The sequence below is a fragment of the Telluria sp. B2 genome (assembly GCF_051789535.1).
Classification (GTDB): domain Bacteria; phylum Pseudomonadota; class Gammaproteobacteria; order Burkholderiales; family Burkholderiaceae_D; genus Telluria.
This window is the reverse complement of record NZ_CP196525.1, coordinates 1,988,362-2,002,525: the sequence shown is the minus strand read 5'-3', so window position 1 is coordinate 2,002,525 and position 14,164 is coordinate 1,988,362. Positions and strand designations below refer to the sequence as shown.

Genomic DNA, 14,164 nt, shown 5'->3' with positions numbered 1-14,164 from the left:
GATCATCTGTCCCGCTCGGGCCCCGTAGGGGACCAATGGGGACCGAGCCGAGGCTCTCACGTGTGCCCTGCTGAGAACGCCTCTACAACAACCCTATTCGATACCCATGAAGAAAATTCTCGTCCTGCTCGCCGCCGCATCCCTCTTGCAGGCCTGCACCTCCGTCAACGTCAGAAAGGTCGATGCATCCGCCCACAAACTGGACCTGGTCTGCATCGAGCAAAATCCCAAGGTCATCGTGAGCGACATGCTGACGGTGCTCGAAGACGGCTTCCAGCGGCACGGCATCCGCACCATGATCTACAAGGACAAGGCGCCCGAGCGCTGCGAATACACCCTGTGGTACACGGTGACCCGCGGCTGGGACCTGGCGCCCTTCGTGAACCATGCCGAGCTGCGCCTGCGCCGCCAGGACGAGACGATCGCCATGGCCACGTACAAGCACTCCGGCGGCCTGGCGCTGAACAAATGGGCGAGCACGTCCACGAAGCTGACGCCTGTCATCGACGAACTGCTGTCCGGCTTCAATGCCAATCCGGCGAAGTAAGGCGCAGGCGTGCTTCTGAGCGGGCACGTCCACGAAGAAGCACGTTCAAAGAAGTTTCCCACCTCGGCGGACAGGTCGAAAGCGGATCCCTGGCGGTTTCGATTTTGGCCTGACGCCCTCCCACCAGGCGCCAGGCGAAGCTCGGCTCTCGCGCATCGAGTTGACCAGGCATTAGTGTGACCGGAACGAGCGCAGGTTTGAAAGAACCTGACAAAACCCACTGGTTGTCCTGGGAACAACAACGCCGTACACTCAGCCATTCCAAGGTTTGCAAGCGGCCAGAAACGGGCCTATCCCGCACCAGCACATGGAATCCAGCTCATGAATAGCGAGTTCATCACTTCTGTTCCATACCTTCACACGGAACGGCTCATGCTTCGCGAATATCGGCGGGAGGACTTCGACGTATTCGCGGCGCATTTGGCCGACCCTGTCAGTGCGGCTCACCTGGTCCCGGCCGACCGCCAGGCTGCATGGCGCATCTTCTGTTCACAAGCAGGCCTATGGCTCATCCATGGCGCCGGATGGTGGGCAGTCGAGGAAAAGGCGACTGGCAGACTCGTCGGGAGTGTCGGCGCCTTCTTTCGCGAGGACTCCACCGTGATGGAGCTTGGCTGGAATACCTATCGTGCCTTCTGGGGCCAGGGATTCGCAACCGAAGCGGCAGCGGCGGCCCTGCACCATGCGTTCGAGAGCCGGCGCGAACCAACAGTTCGCGCTGTCATCGCTTCAAGCAATGAATCATCGCTGCGCGTTGCCAAGCGCCTTGGCCTGACGTATGAGGCGGAAACCGAGATATACGGCAAAGCGGTCTGCGTGTATACGCGCGAGCGGGAAGGCACGGTTGTTTAGGTCCGGGAAAAGAATAGAAAAAGTGGGGTCAGGTCTGACATTCGGACCCGAGCTCATCCAGAAAAAGAGAAAAGTGGGGTCAGGTCTGACATTCGGACCCGAGCTCATCCAAGGAGAGAGTGGGGTCAGGTCTGACATTCAGACCCCAGCTCATCCAGATGTTCCAGCGTCATCTCTGAACGACCCCAGTGCGGGAACGAAGGCAGGGGCCGTGTCTAAATGTCAGACCTGACCCTATACCGTATGACCCTATACCGTAAATGTCAGACCTGACCCTATACCGCTATACCGCAATTGGTTTGTAACCGCCCAAGACTGGACAGTCGCAGTTAGACGTTGATAGGCGCAATAGACGAGGTACGCAGCATGGGAAGTTCTACATTCACAGATCAGCAGCTCGCCGTCTACTGTTGTGGGCACTTGTTCCGACGAGAGCGTCCTGCGCTTTTAGTTGTGAGAGAAGACGGGGACTGGCAATTTTTGTGCGGTAACGTCGATCACGATGACCCGCTCGAACCGTACCATGTGAGCGTAGGCGTGTTGCTTGATACGGACCCCACTCTCAATGAGATTGCAGACCTGCCGCCTGAATGGGAAGCCGAGCGCTCCGAAATCACGGCCGCTTGGCTACGAACTCATGGGCAGCAGTAAACAAGGCATTTAACCTGTTCCCCTACCGATGCAAATCACTGCAAGGGCTAATAAAGGACCGCTTTGGGTCGTAAGCGTAAGTGCGGGCAGGTCAGCTTCGGCCCTATCCAGCAGACGCTTAGGACGGTATGCAGAAAGGTCCGCTTCAGCTCTTCAAGTCCGCACCAACGGCAAATCCACCCTGAACGTCGTCCCCCGCCCCTCCTCTGTCTCGAACCCGATCCGTCCCCCATGCTCCTCGACCAGGCTCTTGGCAATGCTCAGCCCCAGCCCGGTCCCGCCCTGCTGGCGCGTATCCGCCCCATCCGCCTGGGCGAAACGCTGGAACACGCGCGCCTGGAACTCCGGCGGGATGCCGGCGCCCTGGTCGCGCACCGACAGCCGTGCGCTTCCCTCATGCTCCTCCAGCACTAGGGTCACCAGCCCGCCGCGCGGCGAGAACTTGATCGCATTCGACAGCAGGTTGGTCAGCACCTGCACCAGCCTGTCGCGATCGATCGCGGCCGCGAGCTGGCGCGCCGGCGCGCGGCATTCGAGGCGCAGGGTCACGCCGAGCTGGTCGGCATAGCCCTGCATGGAATCGAGCGCATGCTGGGCCACCGGCAGCAGCGGCTGGGCGCGGCGCTCGAAGTGCATGACGCCGGCTTCGATCTTCTGCAGGTCGAGCACGTCGTTCACCATGCGCACCAGGCGTTCGCTGCTCTCGTGGGCCACGGCCACCAGGCGCGCGACGTCGGCCGGCAGGTCGCCGGCCATGCCTTCGGCCAGCATGGACAGCGAGGCGCGGATCGAGGTCAGCGGGGTGCGCAGTTCGTGCGAGACGGTGGAGACGAACTCGCTCTTCATGCGCTCGATCTTCTTGCGCTCGGAAATATCGTGCAGGAAGACGGCGAAGAAGACGCCTTCGCGGCCGCTGGCGAGACTGGCTGTCATCTCGATAGTGAACTCGTCGCCGTGGCGGTTGATCACGATGCGCTCGGTGCGGCGCTCGAGCAGGGCGCCGTGTCCGGTGGCGCGGAACTGCTCGATGGCGCGCGCCGTGCTGGGACGGAAGCGCTGCGGCACCAGGATCTCGCCCATCGGCCAGCCCAGCACCTCGCTGCGCTTCCAGCCGAACATGCGCTCGGCCGCGCTGTTCCAGTCGGTGATCATGCCGCGCAGGTCGACCGCGACGAAGGCGTCCTGGGCCGCCTCGATAATGGCGCCGACGCGCTGCTCGCTGGCCTGGACCGCCGCCAGCGCGCGCTCCAGTTCGGCGGTACGCGCCTCGACCCGCCGCTCGAGCGTCGCGTTCAGGCCCTGCAGCTCGGCGCGTCCGCGCACCAGGTCGGTCACCAGCGCATTCAGCGTGTCCGACAGGCGCTCGACCTCGACATAGCTGCGCCCCTCCGTGTCGAGCTGCACGCTCTCGCCGCGCCGGATGCGGCCGGCGTCGCGCACCAGCTGGCCCAGCGGCCGTGTGATGCGGCGCGCCACCAGCACGCCGACGACCGAGAACAGCACCGCCAGCGCGGCGCCGCTCCAGATGGCGCGCTGGCGCAGGGCCAGCGCCGGCGCATAGGCATCGTCGACGGCCTGGCGCACCAGCACGGTCCAGCCCAGGCCAGGATAGCTGTCGTAGCCCTTGCTGCGCGCAAAACCCACGAGATAGGATTGGCCGTCGGGCCAGCGCTCGACCAGGAAGCCGGCGTCCTGGTCCTGGGCGGCCTGGAAGCTGGACAGGTCGAGCGGCTTGCCCTGCAGGTCCTTCGGTCCGAGCAGGACGGTACCGTTGCTGCCGAGGATGAGGGCGTCGACCCGGCCGCGCTGCGCAATCGGCGCGATCACCGAGCGCTCGACCGCGCGCGCCCACTGCCAGGACAGGTGGATGCCGAGCACGCCGATCGGCTTGCCCGCGCGGTCGAGGTAGGGAAAGGCGACGTCGACGAAGCGGCGCGGCTCGCCCTGCTGCGGCAGCAGGCGCTCCAGCAGCACGGCCTCGTGCACGTCGCCGACGTTCACGCCGCGCAGGGCGTTGCGGAACCAGGGCCGCTGCGAGACGTCCGCGCCTTCGAGCAGGCCGTCACCGGCGACCTGGACCCGGCCGTCGATGCCAACCATGCCGATCCAGTCGTAGTAGCCGTAGGTGTCCTGGATGCTGTCGAGCACGGCGCGGCGTTCGGCCGGGCTGGCGCTGTCCGGCGCCAGGTCGCGGCGCTGGGCCAGCAGGCGCACCTCGCGGTAGCGCTCGAACATGCCGCGGTCGAGCTTGTCGGCGGTCTGCAGCGCCAGTTCGCGCAGGCCCTGGCCGATGCTGGTTTCGACCTGGCCGGTGGCGGCGATGTCGACCACCTCGACCAGCAGCAGGGTCAGGACGACCGAGAGCAGCGAGAAGGCCAGCGCCAGCCAGGTCTTCAGGGAGCGGCGCCTGCCCCGGCGCGGGATGACGGCCGGGGTGTGCGCCGCTGCTGCGTTACTTGTTTGATCCATACACGATGACGATTGACTGACACGCAAGCGTAACATGCCGGATTGGCAAGCGCCCAACCGCCGCCGCGACCGCCTGCCGCACGGGCGGGGCCGATTTCTTTTATACTTACCAGTTACAGCCATTTGCCTCAAGACCAGCATGTCCAACACCGCCACGCCCGCCACCGCGACTGCCACCGCGCCTGTCGCCGATACTCTGCTCGACTACGTCACGTCCTGCGCCCTGCCCACGCCCTGGGCCCAGTTCACGCTGCACGCCTTCGTCGAACACGCCACCGGCAAGGAACACCTGGCGATGGCGCTGGGCGACATCGGCAACGGCGAGCCGGTGCTGGCGCGCGTGCACTCCGAATGCCTGACCGGCGACGTGCTGTTCTCGCAGCGCTGCGACTGCGGCGCCCAGCTCGAGGGCGCGTTGAAGCGCATCGCCGCCGAAGGCCGCGGCGTGCTGCTCTACCTGCGCCAGGAAGGCCGCGGCATCGGCCTGGTGAACAAGATCCGCGCCTACCGCCTGCAGGAAGCCGGCGCCGACACGGTCGAGGCCAACCTGCAGCTGGGCTTCCACGCCGACGCCCGCAACTACGAGCTGTGCCGCCCGATGCTGGAACAGTTCGGCATCAAGCAGGTCAAGCTGATGACCAACAACCCGCGCAAGATCGACGCCCTCACCCGCCTGGGCATCGAAGTGAGCGAGCGCGTGCCGCTGCTGGTCAACCGCAACGCCTTCAACAACAGCTACCTGAACACCAAGCAGGCCAAGCTCGGCCACATGATGACGCCCGCCGAAGTCGTGGCGCAAGATGGCGAACTGTAAGGTTCTGCACCAAAGCTGATCTGGTGGCAAGATAATCACTGTCTGCCACCCTTTTCGATAAACGCGGGCAGCGGCCCCGCACGGCGCCGTTGTCCGCGGCGACGAACCATGCGACGAGCCGCCAGCCTTGCCCTGCTGTTCTGCCTGAGCGTAGCGACTGCCGCGACCGGCGACAAGCCGGCCGCGTCCATGAAGCGCACCGCCGCGCCGCCCGCGTCCTCCCCGAAACAGTCGCCACCCGCCCCGCCCCTGGTCACCCCGCCGGCCACGCCGCCCGCGGCTACGCCGCAGGCGCCCGGCCCCGGCGAGACCGATACCACCACCACCCTGCCGCCGCCCTCCTCGGCCGCCCAGGAACTGTATTCCTCGGCCCAGGGCGACCTGCTGCAGATCCGCATGCTGCTGCGCAATGGCCGCACCCAGTCGACGGTCGGCTCGGGCTTCCTGGTCGGCGACAGCAACCTCGTGCTGACGAATTACCACGTGGTGTCGCAGATGGCGCTCGACCCCAAGGTCTACACCGGCGAGTACGTCGACACCGACGGCAAGCGCGGCCCCATCGAGCTGATGGCCGTCGACGTCCTGCACGACCTGGCCGTGGTGCGCGTGAACCGCAAGGGCAGCGGCTTCTTCCTGGTCCCGGAAAAGCCGGTGAAGCTGACCCAGGGCCAGCCGCTGTATTCGCTCGGCAATCCCCTCGACCTCGGCTTCGCCATTTCGGAAGGCGCCTATAACGGCGTGGTCAGCCGCAGCTTCTACGATCAATTGATCTTCAGCGGGCCGATCAATTCGGGCATGAGCGGCGGCCCCAGCGTGACCGCCGGGGGCACCGTGGCCGGCATCAATGTCTCGAAGCGGCGCGATGGCGAGGCGGTCAGCTTCCTGGTGCCGGTCAAGTACGCCCAGGAACTGCTGCGCCAGGTCGAGCTGCAGGGCGCGCCGCCGAAGGACTTCAATCCCCTGATCGCCGCCCAGCTGCTGGCCCACCAGCGCGCGATGGTGGCGCGCCTGCTCGACACGCCGCTGTCGATCAAGAGCATGGGGCCCTACCGGGTGCCGGTGCGCGAGTCCGGCCAGGTGCGCTGCTGGGGCCGCTCGAACGTGAAGGCCGAGACCTCCTACAGTTCGGACACCATGAGCTGCGCGATGGAGTCGGCGATCTACGTGTCCGACACCCAGCAGACCGGGCACGTGTCGATGACCCACCAGTACCTGCGTTCGGCCAGCCTGCATCCCTTGCGCTTCGCGGCGCTGGCCAGCAGCCAGTTCCGCGTCGACCGTCTGGGCAGCACGCGCGACACGCGCCTCACCGGGCCGCTGTGCAGCGAGCGCTTCGTGCATACGAATACGCTGCCGCTGCGGGCCGTGGTCTGCGTGCGCGCCTATCGAAAGTTCCCGGGCCTGTACAACTTCACCCTGCTCACGGCCAGCACCGACAACCCGCAGGCCAGCCTGCAGAGCCGGCTGGACGTGGCCGGCGTGTCCTACGACAACGGCATGCGCGTCTCGCGCGCTTTCCTGGGCGCGCTCGGGCGCAGCGGACAACTATGACGGGCCCCTGGTTCATCGAAACCCTCGCGCGCAATGGCGACGTGCTGCACCGCCAGCGCGTCGATGCGCTGCCGATCCGCATCGGGCGCGGCTACGACAACGACTACGTCCTCGACGACGCCTACGCAGCCCCACGCCATGCCCAGGTGGAAAGCGACGGCCAGGGCGGCCTGCTGCTGCGTGACCTCGGGACGAAGAATGGCGTGGTCCACGCCGGCAAGCGCGCCCAGCTCCTGCCCCTGGGCGGCAACACCGTGGTGCGCCTCGGCCACACGACGCTGCGCGTGCGCGCCGCCGACTTCCCGGTGCCGGCCGAATTGCTGGACCGCACCATGCATGGCTGGGAGGGTGCCCTGCCCGGCCTGGCCGGCACGGCGCTGATCGTGCTGGTGGCCCTGTTCACGATGTGGCTGGCGGACACCCAGCCGTTCCGCCTGTTTCGTTATTTGCAGGCACTGGCCTACGGGCTCGGCGCCGGACTGGTATGGGCCGGCCTCTGGGCCCTGGGCAACCGCCTGTTCGGACGCCATGCCCGCCTCGGGCGCCACCTGTTCATTTTCGGCTGCGGCGTGGCCGTGCTGATGGCCTTCCGGCTGGCGTCGAGCGCGGTCGGCTACGCGTACTCGATCGAAGTCTTCACCCGCTACGGTTCGCACGTGGCCATCGCCCTGGTCGCAGGCATGGTGTACTTCCACCTGATGACGGTGAAGCCCCAGCCGCGCCGGCGCTTCGCGATGATCTGCGCGGCGCTGGCCCTGCTCGGCTCGGGACTGGTCCTGATCAGCAACGAACAGCGCAATGGCCGCCTGGCGGACGAACTCTACATGTCGGTGCTGCTGCCGCCCGAGATGCGCGCCACGCCCGACAGCACGGTCGACGCCTTCATGGAGGACGTGGCGGCGATGAAGGCCGAGCTCGACCGGGAACGGGCCGACGAAGAGGACAGGAAGGACGAAGCGGACAGCTGATGCTTTGACACCTTGCTGAAAATAAATGATGATCCCGGCATCTTTTAAAGGGTTCGTCATGCCTTCCACATCCCACACGCGGGCCATCAACACCCGGGTGGTCGTCTGCGCCTGGTGCCTGTTCTGGGCGCTGATGACCCTGATCGCCGTCCAGGAGCACCGCCGCAGCGGTGGCCCCCTGTGGCACCCGCTGCTCTGGGAGGGATCGTCGGCGCTGGTCATCAGCCTGCTGTGGCTGGTCCAGCGGCGCGCCAGCGTGCGCCATGCCGGCCTGATCGACCGGCCCTGGCGCTGGTTTGCCCTGCAGGCGGCATGGCTGCCGATGTACTGGATCGCCTTCGTACCGCTGGCCTTCGGCATCCGCCATGCCGTGTACGCGCTGGCGGGCGACGTCTACCGGCACGATCCCTGGCCGCAGCTGTGGATCTACGAAGCGTCGAAGGTCTCGCTGTTCGTCTGCCTGTTCACCGTGATCGGCTTCGGGCTGCTGTCCTACCGCCGCATGCTCGAGGAAAGCCTGCGCCTGGAACGCACCACGGCGCTGCTACGCCAGGCCGAACTGCAGCGCCTGGCGCAGCAGGTGCAGCCGCATTTCCTGTTCAACGCGCTCAACACTGTTTCCTCCCTGATGCACACCGACCTCGCCCGGGCCGACGCGACCCTGGTGCGGCTCGCGGAACTGCTGCGGGCGACCCTGCAGGCCGGCGAACAGGCGCAAGCCTCGCTGGCGGCGGAGCTCGGCCTGGCCCAGGCCTATGCCGAGGTGATGACGGCCCGTTTCGGCGAGCGCGTGCGGCTGGGCTGGCACGTCGACCAGGCGCTGCTGCCCTTGCGCCTGCCCGCGATCAGCCTCCAGCCCCTGCTCGAAAACGTCTTCAAGCATACGGTCGAGCAGCGCCAGGGAGCGGTCGGCATTGCGGTCTCGGCCCTGCGCGAGCGAGACGAGCTGGTCGTGCGGGTCGACGACGACGCCGGCGTCCTGGCTGCCACGCCCCCTGCCGGGGTCGGGATCGGGAACCTGCGCGAGCGCCTGGCGAACCTGTACGGGCCGGGCGCAACGCTGACCCTGTCGCCCTTGCTGCCCGCCGGCGTGCGGGCCGAGATGCGCCTGCCATGCGCGTCCTGATCGTCGACGACGAAGCGCCGGCGCGCGCGCGGCTGCGGCGCCTGCTCGGGCTGGAGGGCATGGCCGACATCCTGGAGGCGCGCGACGCGCCCGACGCGCAGCGCCAGCTCGGCGCCCACGCAGTCGACCTCGTGTTCCTCGACGTGCAGATGCCGGGGATGTCGGGCATGGCGCTGGCGGCCTGCCTGCCGCAACCGGCGCCGCAGCTGGTGTTCACCACTGCCCACGACACCTACGCCGTGCCGGCCTTCGACACCGGCGCCGCCGACTACCTGCTCAAGCCCTTCGACAGTGCGCGCCTCCAGCGGGCGCTCGAACGCGTGCGCGCGCGGCTGGCGGCGCGGCCGCGGATGGCGCCGCGGCCGGCGCAGCTGCTGGTGCCCGGCCGCGGCGGCGCCTCGGTCGTCGCGGTGCCCGACATCGGCTGGATCGAGACGGCCGACAACTACGTGGTCCTGCACACCCGGGACGCCCGGCCCCTGCTGCGCACGAGCCTGGGCGCGCTGCTAACCGAACTCGGGCCCGGCTTCGTGCGCTGCCACCGGCGCGCCGCGGTCCAGGTGTCCTGGATCGAACGGGTGCTGGCGCGCGCGCATGGCGACTGCGAACTGCTGCTGCGCCATGGGGCGAGCGTGCCCTGCAGCCGGCAGTACCGCGCTGCGGTGATGGCCGCGCTGCGCCAGCCGGCCGGCGAGCTGGCCGGCTGACCGGCGGGGCGTGCGCTTCACCCCAACGGGGGAGCGGCTGGCCACATTCCGCTCGCGCCGGGCTGCGCATGGATCCAGGATGAGGGCTTTTCAAGCCGCTTCCCGACCATGCACACCTCCTCAACGACGCCGCGCCTGTTCTTTCTCGACTGGCTGCGCATCCTCGCCTTCTTCGTCCTCGTGCTGTACCACGTGGGCATGTACTACGTCAGCTGGGACTGGCACGTGAAAAGCGACCTGGCCGGCCCCGGCCTCGAGCCCTTCATGCTGCTGTCGGCCCCATGGCGCCTGGGCCTGCTGTTCCTGGTCGGCGGCGTGGCCGCGGCCATGGCCCTGCAACGCCTGGACGCCGCCGCCTTCATTCGCCGGCGCAGCCTGCGCCTGCTCGTGCCGCTCCTGTTCGGGGTGCTGGTCGTGGTGCCGCCCCAGTCGTATTGCGAGGTGGTCGAAGATGTCGGCTTCGACGGCGGCTACCTGCGCTTCATGGCCTTGTACCTGCGCGGCTACGGCGGCTTCTGCGACCACGACGGTTGCCTGTTCATGCCGACCTGGAACCACCTGTGGTTCGTTCCCTACCTGTGGGCCTATTCGCTCGTCCTGGTCCTGCTGGCGGCCTGCGCGGGCGAGCGCCTGGCCCGCTTTGCCGGCCTGGCGGCGGCGCAGTTGCAGGGCTGGAAGCTGATCGTCCTGCCGGCAGCCTGCCTGGCGCTGGTCCGGGTTCCCCTGCTCAGGCGCTTCGGCGAAACCCATATGTTCGTCGACGACTGGTTCAACCACGCCACCTACCTCTTCCTCTTCCTGCTTGGCGCGCTGCTCGCGCACGCACCGCACTGCTGGGCGCGCTTCACGGCCCTGCGCTGGCAGGCGCTGGGATTGGCGGCAAGCGGCTGGGCCGCCGTCGTCGTCTGGCGGTCGCTGCTGCAGGCCGGTGCGCCCGGCGTGGAGTTCGAGACCCTGTTCGCGCCAATGGCGGCGGTGTATGCGGCGACCGCGTGGAGCGCCATCGCCGCCGCCTGCGGCTTCGCCGCGCGCCATCTCGAGCGCGATGGCCCCGCGCGGCGCTACCTGGCTGCCGCCATCTTCCCGGTGTACATCGTGCACCAGACGCTGATCGTGGTGCTCGCCCACCTGTTCAAGCCGGCGAAGCTGGCGCCCGGCACCGAAGGCCTGCTGCTGACGGTGCTGACGCTCACGCTCAGCTTCGCGGTCTTCGAGCTTGTCCGCCGCGTCAGGCTGTTGCGCCCGCTGTTCGGCCTGCCGTTTTCACTGGAAGGCGGGGCAGAGACAGCACTGAGCAACAGTGCGCAGCAGTCCGCAGCCGTGCGCAGCTGAGCGCAACCGAGCGGCCAGCGAACAGGCAGGCTGAAGCGCCAAGATGACGCACAGGCCGGATGAGCCGGCCTGCAACGGCGGCCCCGCGCACTCAGGCGTGCGCCCCCTTGCCGGCCTGCGCGCCGGCCTGGCCGCCCTCCCCGCGCTGGACCGTGCCGCTCTGGATCGGGCCGCTCTGGCTTTGCGCCTGCGCCCCGCCATCGCCGTGCGCCCTGTCATGTCCGTTGCCGCTGTAGCCCGGACGCACGAACGGATCGACGAAGCGTTGCACGGTTTCCTGCTGCTTGCGCAGGCCGCGCTCGGTTTCCTCGGTGGCGGTGCGCGCCACCTCGTCGGCCAGTGCGCGCGCGGTGCGGCTGGTGTTCTGCACGTGCTGCTCGGTGACGCGGGCCAGTTCGACCTGGGCGTCGGCGGCCAGGCGCGAGATGTGCTGCTGGTAGGCGCGCAGCTTTTCGGTAGTGGGCTGGGCGCGCGCCGCGGCGGCGCTGAGCAGCTCGCTCTGGCGGTCGGCGGCGAGCAACTGCTGGCTCGCGAGCGTGGTTTCCTCCAGCATGGTCTGGACCAGCTGGATGTTCAGGTCGCACATCTGCTGGAAGGACTGGAACAGCGATTTGGACATGTCGTTCATGAAAGCGGTCTGCGCGTCCAGGTGGGTGCGCACCGCAGGGTGGACCGATTGTGAGAATGGGTACATGCGTCGCCTCGTGAAATGGTTGTGGTTTGTGGTGCAACTACTTCCCGCGCGCGCAGGGGATGCCGCGCGCACGAAAAGGCATGCGGGAGGGCCGCGCGGCGGGGACCGCGGGCGCCTCTTCCACACGAGGCTACAAGGCTAGGGCAGGCCGCTGCCTGTCACTTGCGGCCGCTCAAACGTGCATCAGGGCGCCAGGTCACGACGCCGCAGGGGGATGGATGGGCAGGGCCGCCCCGCAATCCTTGCAGAAACGTGCGCGCGGATCGTGCCCGACGCTGCCGCAGGCGGTGCAGCCGCGCTCGGGCGTGCGGGGGCCGCGGCGGCCCAGGCGCTGCGAGGTCATCTCGGCCGTCACGATGCCGGTCGGCACCGCCAGGATGCCCCAGCCGAGCAGCATCATGCACGAGGCAATGGCCTTGCCGAGGTAGGTGTGCGGCGTGATGTCGCCGTAGCCGACGGTGGTCATGGTGACCGTGGCCCAGTACATCGCCATCGGGATGCTGGTGAAGCCGTTCTCCGGCCCTTCGACCACGTACATCAGGGTGCCCAGCACCACGATGGCCATCAGCACCACCGACAGGAAGACCATGATCTTGCGCCGGCTGGCCCTGAGCGCCTCGCCCAGGCGCGTGTACTCCTCGATGTAGAGGGTGAGCTTGAAGATGCGGAACACGCGCAGCAGGCGCAGCACGCGGATATCCAGCAGGACCGCACTCCCCGGCACGAGCAGCGAAATATACGTCGGCAGGACCGACACCAGGTCCACCAGCCCATAGAAACTGGTTGCGTAACGCATGGGGCGGCGCACGCAGGCGAGGCGGGCGATGTACTCGGCAGTGAAGAGCAGCGTAAATCCCCATTCCAGCGCATGCAGGATCCCGGCATAGCGGGCGCCGACCCACGGCACGCTCTCAAGCATCACGACGACGATGCTGAGCAGCACGACGCACACCAGTGCGATGTCGAAGTTGCGACCGGCCGGCGTATCGATGCCGAAGATGACCTCGTGCATGCGCGCGCGCCAGCCGCCCGCCGGCTTGCCGAACGTGTCGGGTTCAGTGTAGGTGCGGACCTGGTCGACCTGCCTCATTGGTAAGGCGGCCCCTTCAGCTCGATCGTGTTGCCCTCGGGGTCCTGCAAGTAGATGGAGGGCCCGTCGCCTTCGGCGCCGAAGCGTGAATCAAGCGGGCCGGCATCAACGCCATGCGCCGCCAGGTGGGCACGGATCGCCGCCTCGTCGAAGGGTTCGAGGCGGAAGCAGATGTGGTCGACATTGCGCCCCTCCCTGCCGGGCGCGGCGCCGCCCATGCGCCCGAGCTTGCCGTCGACCGGCACCAGGTCGACCAGGGCGCTGCCGGCGCGCAACTGGATGAGGCCAATCGCCTCCTGTCGGCGCGCCACCGTGCAGCCCAGCACCTCGCGGTAGAAGCGCTCCATGCGCGTCAGGTCGACCACGCGCAGCACCACGTGGTCGATCTCGCGGATCGCGATGGCTGGTTTCGTCTCGATATCAGCCTGCATGCTTTTCCACCCAGGCGGCAAAGGCGTCGACGAAGGTCTGCAGGAAGCCGCGCAGCGAGTCGTCGGTGAGCTGGTCGCCCTCGAACTTGGTGGCGATGCCGCCGAGGTAGGCTTCCGGCGCCGGCATGGCGGGCATGTTCAGGAACGGCAGGGTCTGGCGCAGGTGGTGGTTGGCGCCGAAGCCACCCAGCGCACCCGGCGACTGGCTGACGATGGCGCAGGGCTTGCCGGTCCAGGCGGCCTTGCCATAGGGTCGCGAACCGACGTCGATGGCGTTCTTGAGGGCGGCCGGGACCGAGCGGTTGTACTCGGGCGTGACGAAGAGCACGCCGTCGGCCGCGCGGATGCGCTCGCGAAATTCGGTGAAGGCCCGGGGCGGCGTCGCCGTCTCGTCGTCCTCGTTATACAGTGGCAGGTCACGGATCTCGACGATTTCCATGTCCAGCCTGCCTTGCGCCAGCCCAGTCATGGTCCTGGCGATCTTGCGGCTGTATGAATCCTTGCGCAGGCTGCCCACGATGACGGCGATTTTCTTCGTTGCCATTTCTTCTCCTTCATGTTCGGTTGTAAAGTCCCGATGTTAACCATTTTTGCCGCGGTGCGTGCGCGGCGGCGGCTTCAGATGCGCCCGCGCCGGAAGGCCGCGAGGAATTTCTTCGCCTGCGAGGCGCTCAGGACCTGCACCGGATCGCCATGCCAGGCATACAGGAAGGGCTCGCCGCCCAGGCGGTCGGTGAGCTTGGCCTGCAACAGGAAGCGCGTGCCTTCGGGGTAGCGCTCGGGGTCGCGCAAGACGCTCGCGCACTGCACCCGCATCGTCGGGGCAAAGGCCTGCCCCGGCATCGGTGCGATGCGCAGCTTGCCGCTGCGCGGGTCGCGTACCGAGTGCACGGCCACTTCACGGTAAGCCCAGGTGTCGCGCGCCATTTTGC

Annotated in this window: 14 protein-coding genes; 8 read left to right on the top strand and 6 right to left on the bottom strand. The window is 67.6% G+C overall.

The window, feature by feature from the left end; all coding sequences use genetic code 11:
* Positions 1 to 106 precede the first annotated feature (106 nt).
* Both ACSUZJ_RS09010 and ACSUZJ_RS09005 read left to right on the top strand, forming a co-directional pair.
* Positions 107 to 547 (top strand): Sbal_3080 family lipoprotein, encoded by a 441-nt coding sequence (locus ACSUZJ_RS09010; RefSeq protein ID WP_499415316.1) that lies wholly within the window; start codon positions 107 to 109, stop codon positions 545 to 547.
* A gap of 321 nt (positions 548 to 868) precedes the next feature.
* Positions 869 to 1,399, top strand: coding sequence for a GNAT family N-acetyltransferase (locus tag ACSUZJ_RS09005; protein WP_499415314.1), 531 nt, complete (start codon positions 869 to 871; stop codon positions 1,397 to 1,399).
* Positions 1,400 to 2,203: 804 nt separating this feature from the next.
* Here the strand turns inward: ACSUZJ_RS09005 and ACSUZJ_RS09000 are convergent.
* The gene (locus ACSUZJ_RS09000; protein ID WP_499415312.1) at positions 2,204 to 4,519 is read right to left on the bottom strand and encodes a sensor histidine kinase; all 2,316 of its coding nucleotides are present in this window, start codon (positions 4,517 to 4,519) and stop codon (positions 2,204 to 2,206) included.
* Positions 4,520 to 4,658: 139 nt separating this feature from the next.
* On the opposite strand from ACSUZJ_RS09000, the gene ribA reads away from it, so the two are divergent.
* The 6 genes from ribA (at position 4,659) to ACSUZJ_RS08970 (ending at position 11,017) form a co-directional block, all read left to right on the top strand.
* Positions 4,659 to 5,333 (top strand): GTP cyclohydrolase II, encoded by a 675-nt coding sequence (ribA, locus tag ACSUZJ_RS08995; protein WP_499415310.1) that lies wholly within the window; start codon positions 4,659 to 4,661, stop codon positions 5,331 to 5,333.
* Between the two features lie 108 nt (positions 5,334 to 5,441).
* Positions 5,442 to 6,884, top strand: coding sequence for a S1 family peptidase (locus ACSUZJ_RS08990; protein ID WP_499415308.1), 1,443 nt, complete (start codon positions 5,442 to 5,444; stop codon positions 6,882 to 6,884).
* A complete protein-coding gene (locus ACSUZJ_RS08985; RefSeq protein WP_499415306.1) occupies positions 6,881 to 7,852 on the top strand; it encodes an FHA domain-containing protein in 972 nt (323 codons plus the stop codon). The genes ACSUZJ_RS08990 and ACSUZJ_RS08985 overlap by 4 nt, the downstream gene beginning before the upstream one ends.
* A gap of 58 nt (positions 7,853 to 7,910) precedes the next feature.
* Positions 7,911 to 8,978, top strand: coding sequence for a sensor histidine kinase (locus ACSUZJ_RS08980; protein WP_499415304.1), 1,068 nt, complete (start codon positions 7,911 to 7,913; stop codon positions 8,976 to 8,978).
* The gene (locus ACSUZJ_RS08975; RefSeq protein ID WP_499415302.1) at positions 8,966 to 9,685 is read left to right on the top strand and encodes a LytR/AlgR family response regulator transcription factor; all 720 of its coding nucleotides are present in this window, start codon (positions 8,966 to 8,968) and stop codon (positions 9,683 to 9,685) included. Before ACSUZJ_RS08980 ends, ACSUZJ_RS08975 begins: the two co-directional genes overlap by 13 nt.
* A 108-nt stretch (positions 9,686 to 9,793) precedes the next feature.
* A complete protein-coding gene (locus ACSUZJ_RS08970; RefSeq protein ID WP_499415300.1) occupies positions 9,794 to 11,017 on the top strand; it encodes an acyltransferase family protein in 1,224 nt (407 codons plus the stop codon).
* Between the two features lie 91 nt (positions 11,018 to 11,108).
* Here ACSUZJ_RS08970 and ACSUZJ_RS08965 read toward each other — a convergent pair whose 3' ends face one another.
* The 5 genes from ACSUZJ_RS08965 to ACSUZJ_RS08945 form a co-directional block, all read right to left on the bottom strand.
* Positions 11,109 to 11,711: a phasin family protein gene (locus ACSUZJ_RS08965; protein WP_499415298.1), complete on the bottom strand. Its 603-nt coding sequence runs from the start codon at positions 11,709 to 11,711 to the stop codon at positions 11,109 to 11,111.
* A 196-nt stretch (positions 11,712 to 11,907) separates the two neighbouring features.
* Positions 11,908 to 12,801: an ion transporter gene (locus ACSUZJ_RS08960; protein ID WP_499415296.1), complete on the bottom strand. Its 894-nt coding sequence runs from the start codon at positions 12,799 to 12,801 to the stop codon at positions 11,908 to 11,910.
* Positions 12,798 to 13,232 carry a VOC family protein gene (locus tag ACSUZJ_RS08955; RefSeq protein ID WP_499415294.1) on the bottom strand — a complete coding sequence of 145 codons (435 nt, stop codon included), beginning with the start codon at positions 13,230 to 13,232 and terminating at the stop codon, positions 12,798 to 12,800. Before ACSUZJ_RS08955 ends, ACSUZJ_RS08960 begins: the two co-directional genes overlap by 4 nt.
* Entirely contained in the window at positions 13,222 to 13,776 is a 555-nt protein-coding gene (locus ACSUZJ_RS08950; RefSeq protein ID WP_499415292.1) for an NADPH-dependent FMN reductase, read from the bottom strand. The genes ACSUZJ_RS08955 and ACSUZJ_RS08950 overlap by 11 nt, the downstream gene beginning before the upstream one ends.
* Before the next feature lie 74 nt (positions 13,777 to 13,850).
* On the bottom strand, positions 13,851 to 14,159 hold the full coding sequence (locus ACSUZJ_RS08945; RefSeq protein WP_499415290.1) for a hypothetical protein: 309 nt from the start codon (positions 14,157 to 14,159) through the stop codon (positions 13,851 to 13,853).
* Positions 14,160 to 14,164 lie beyond the last annotated feature (5 nt).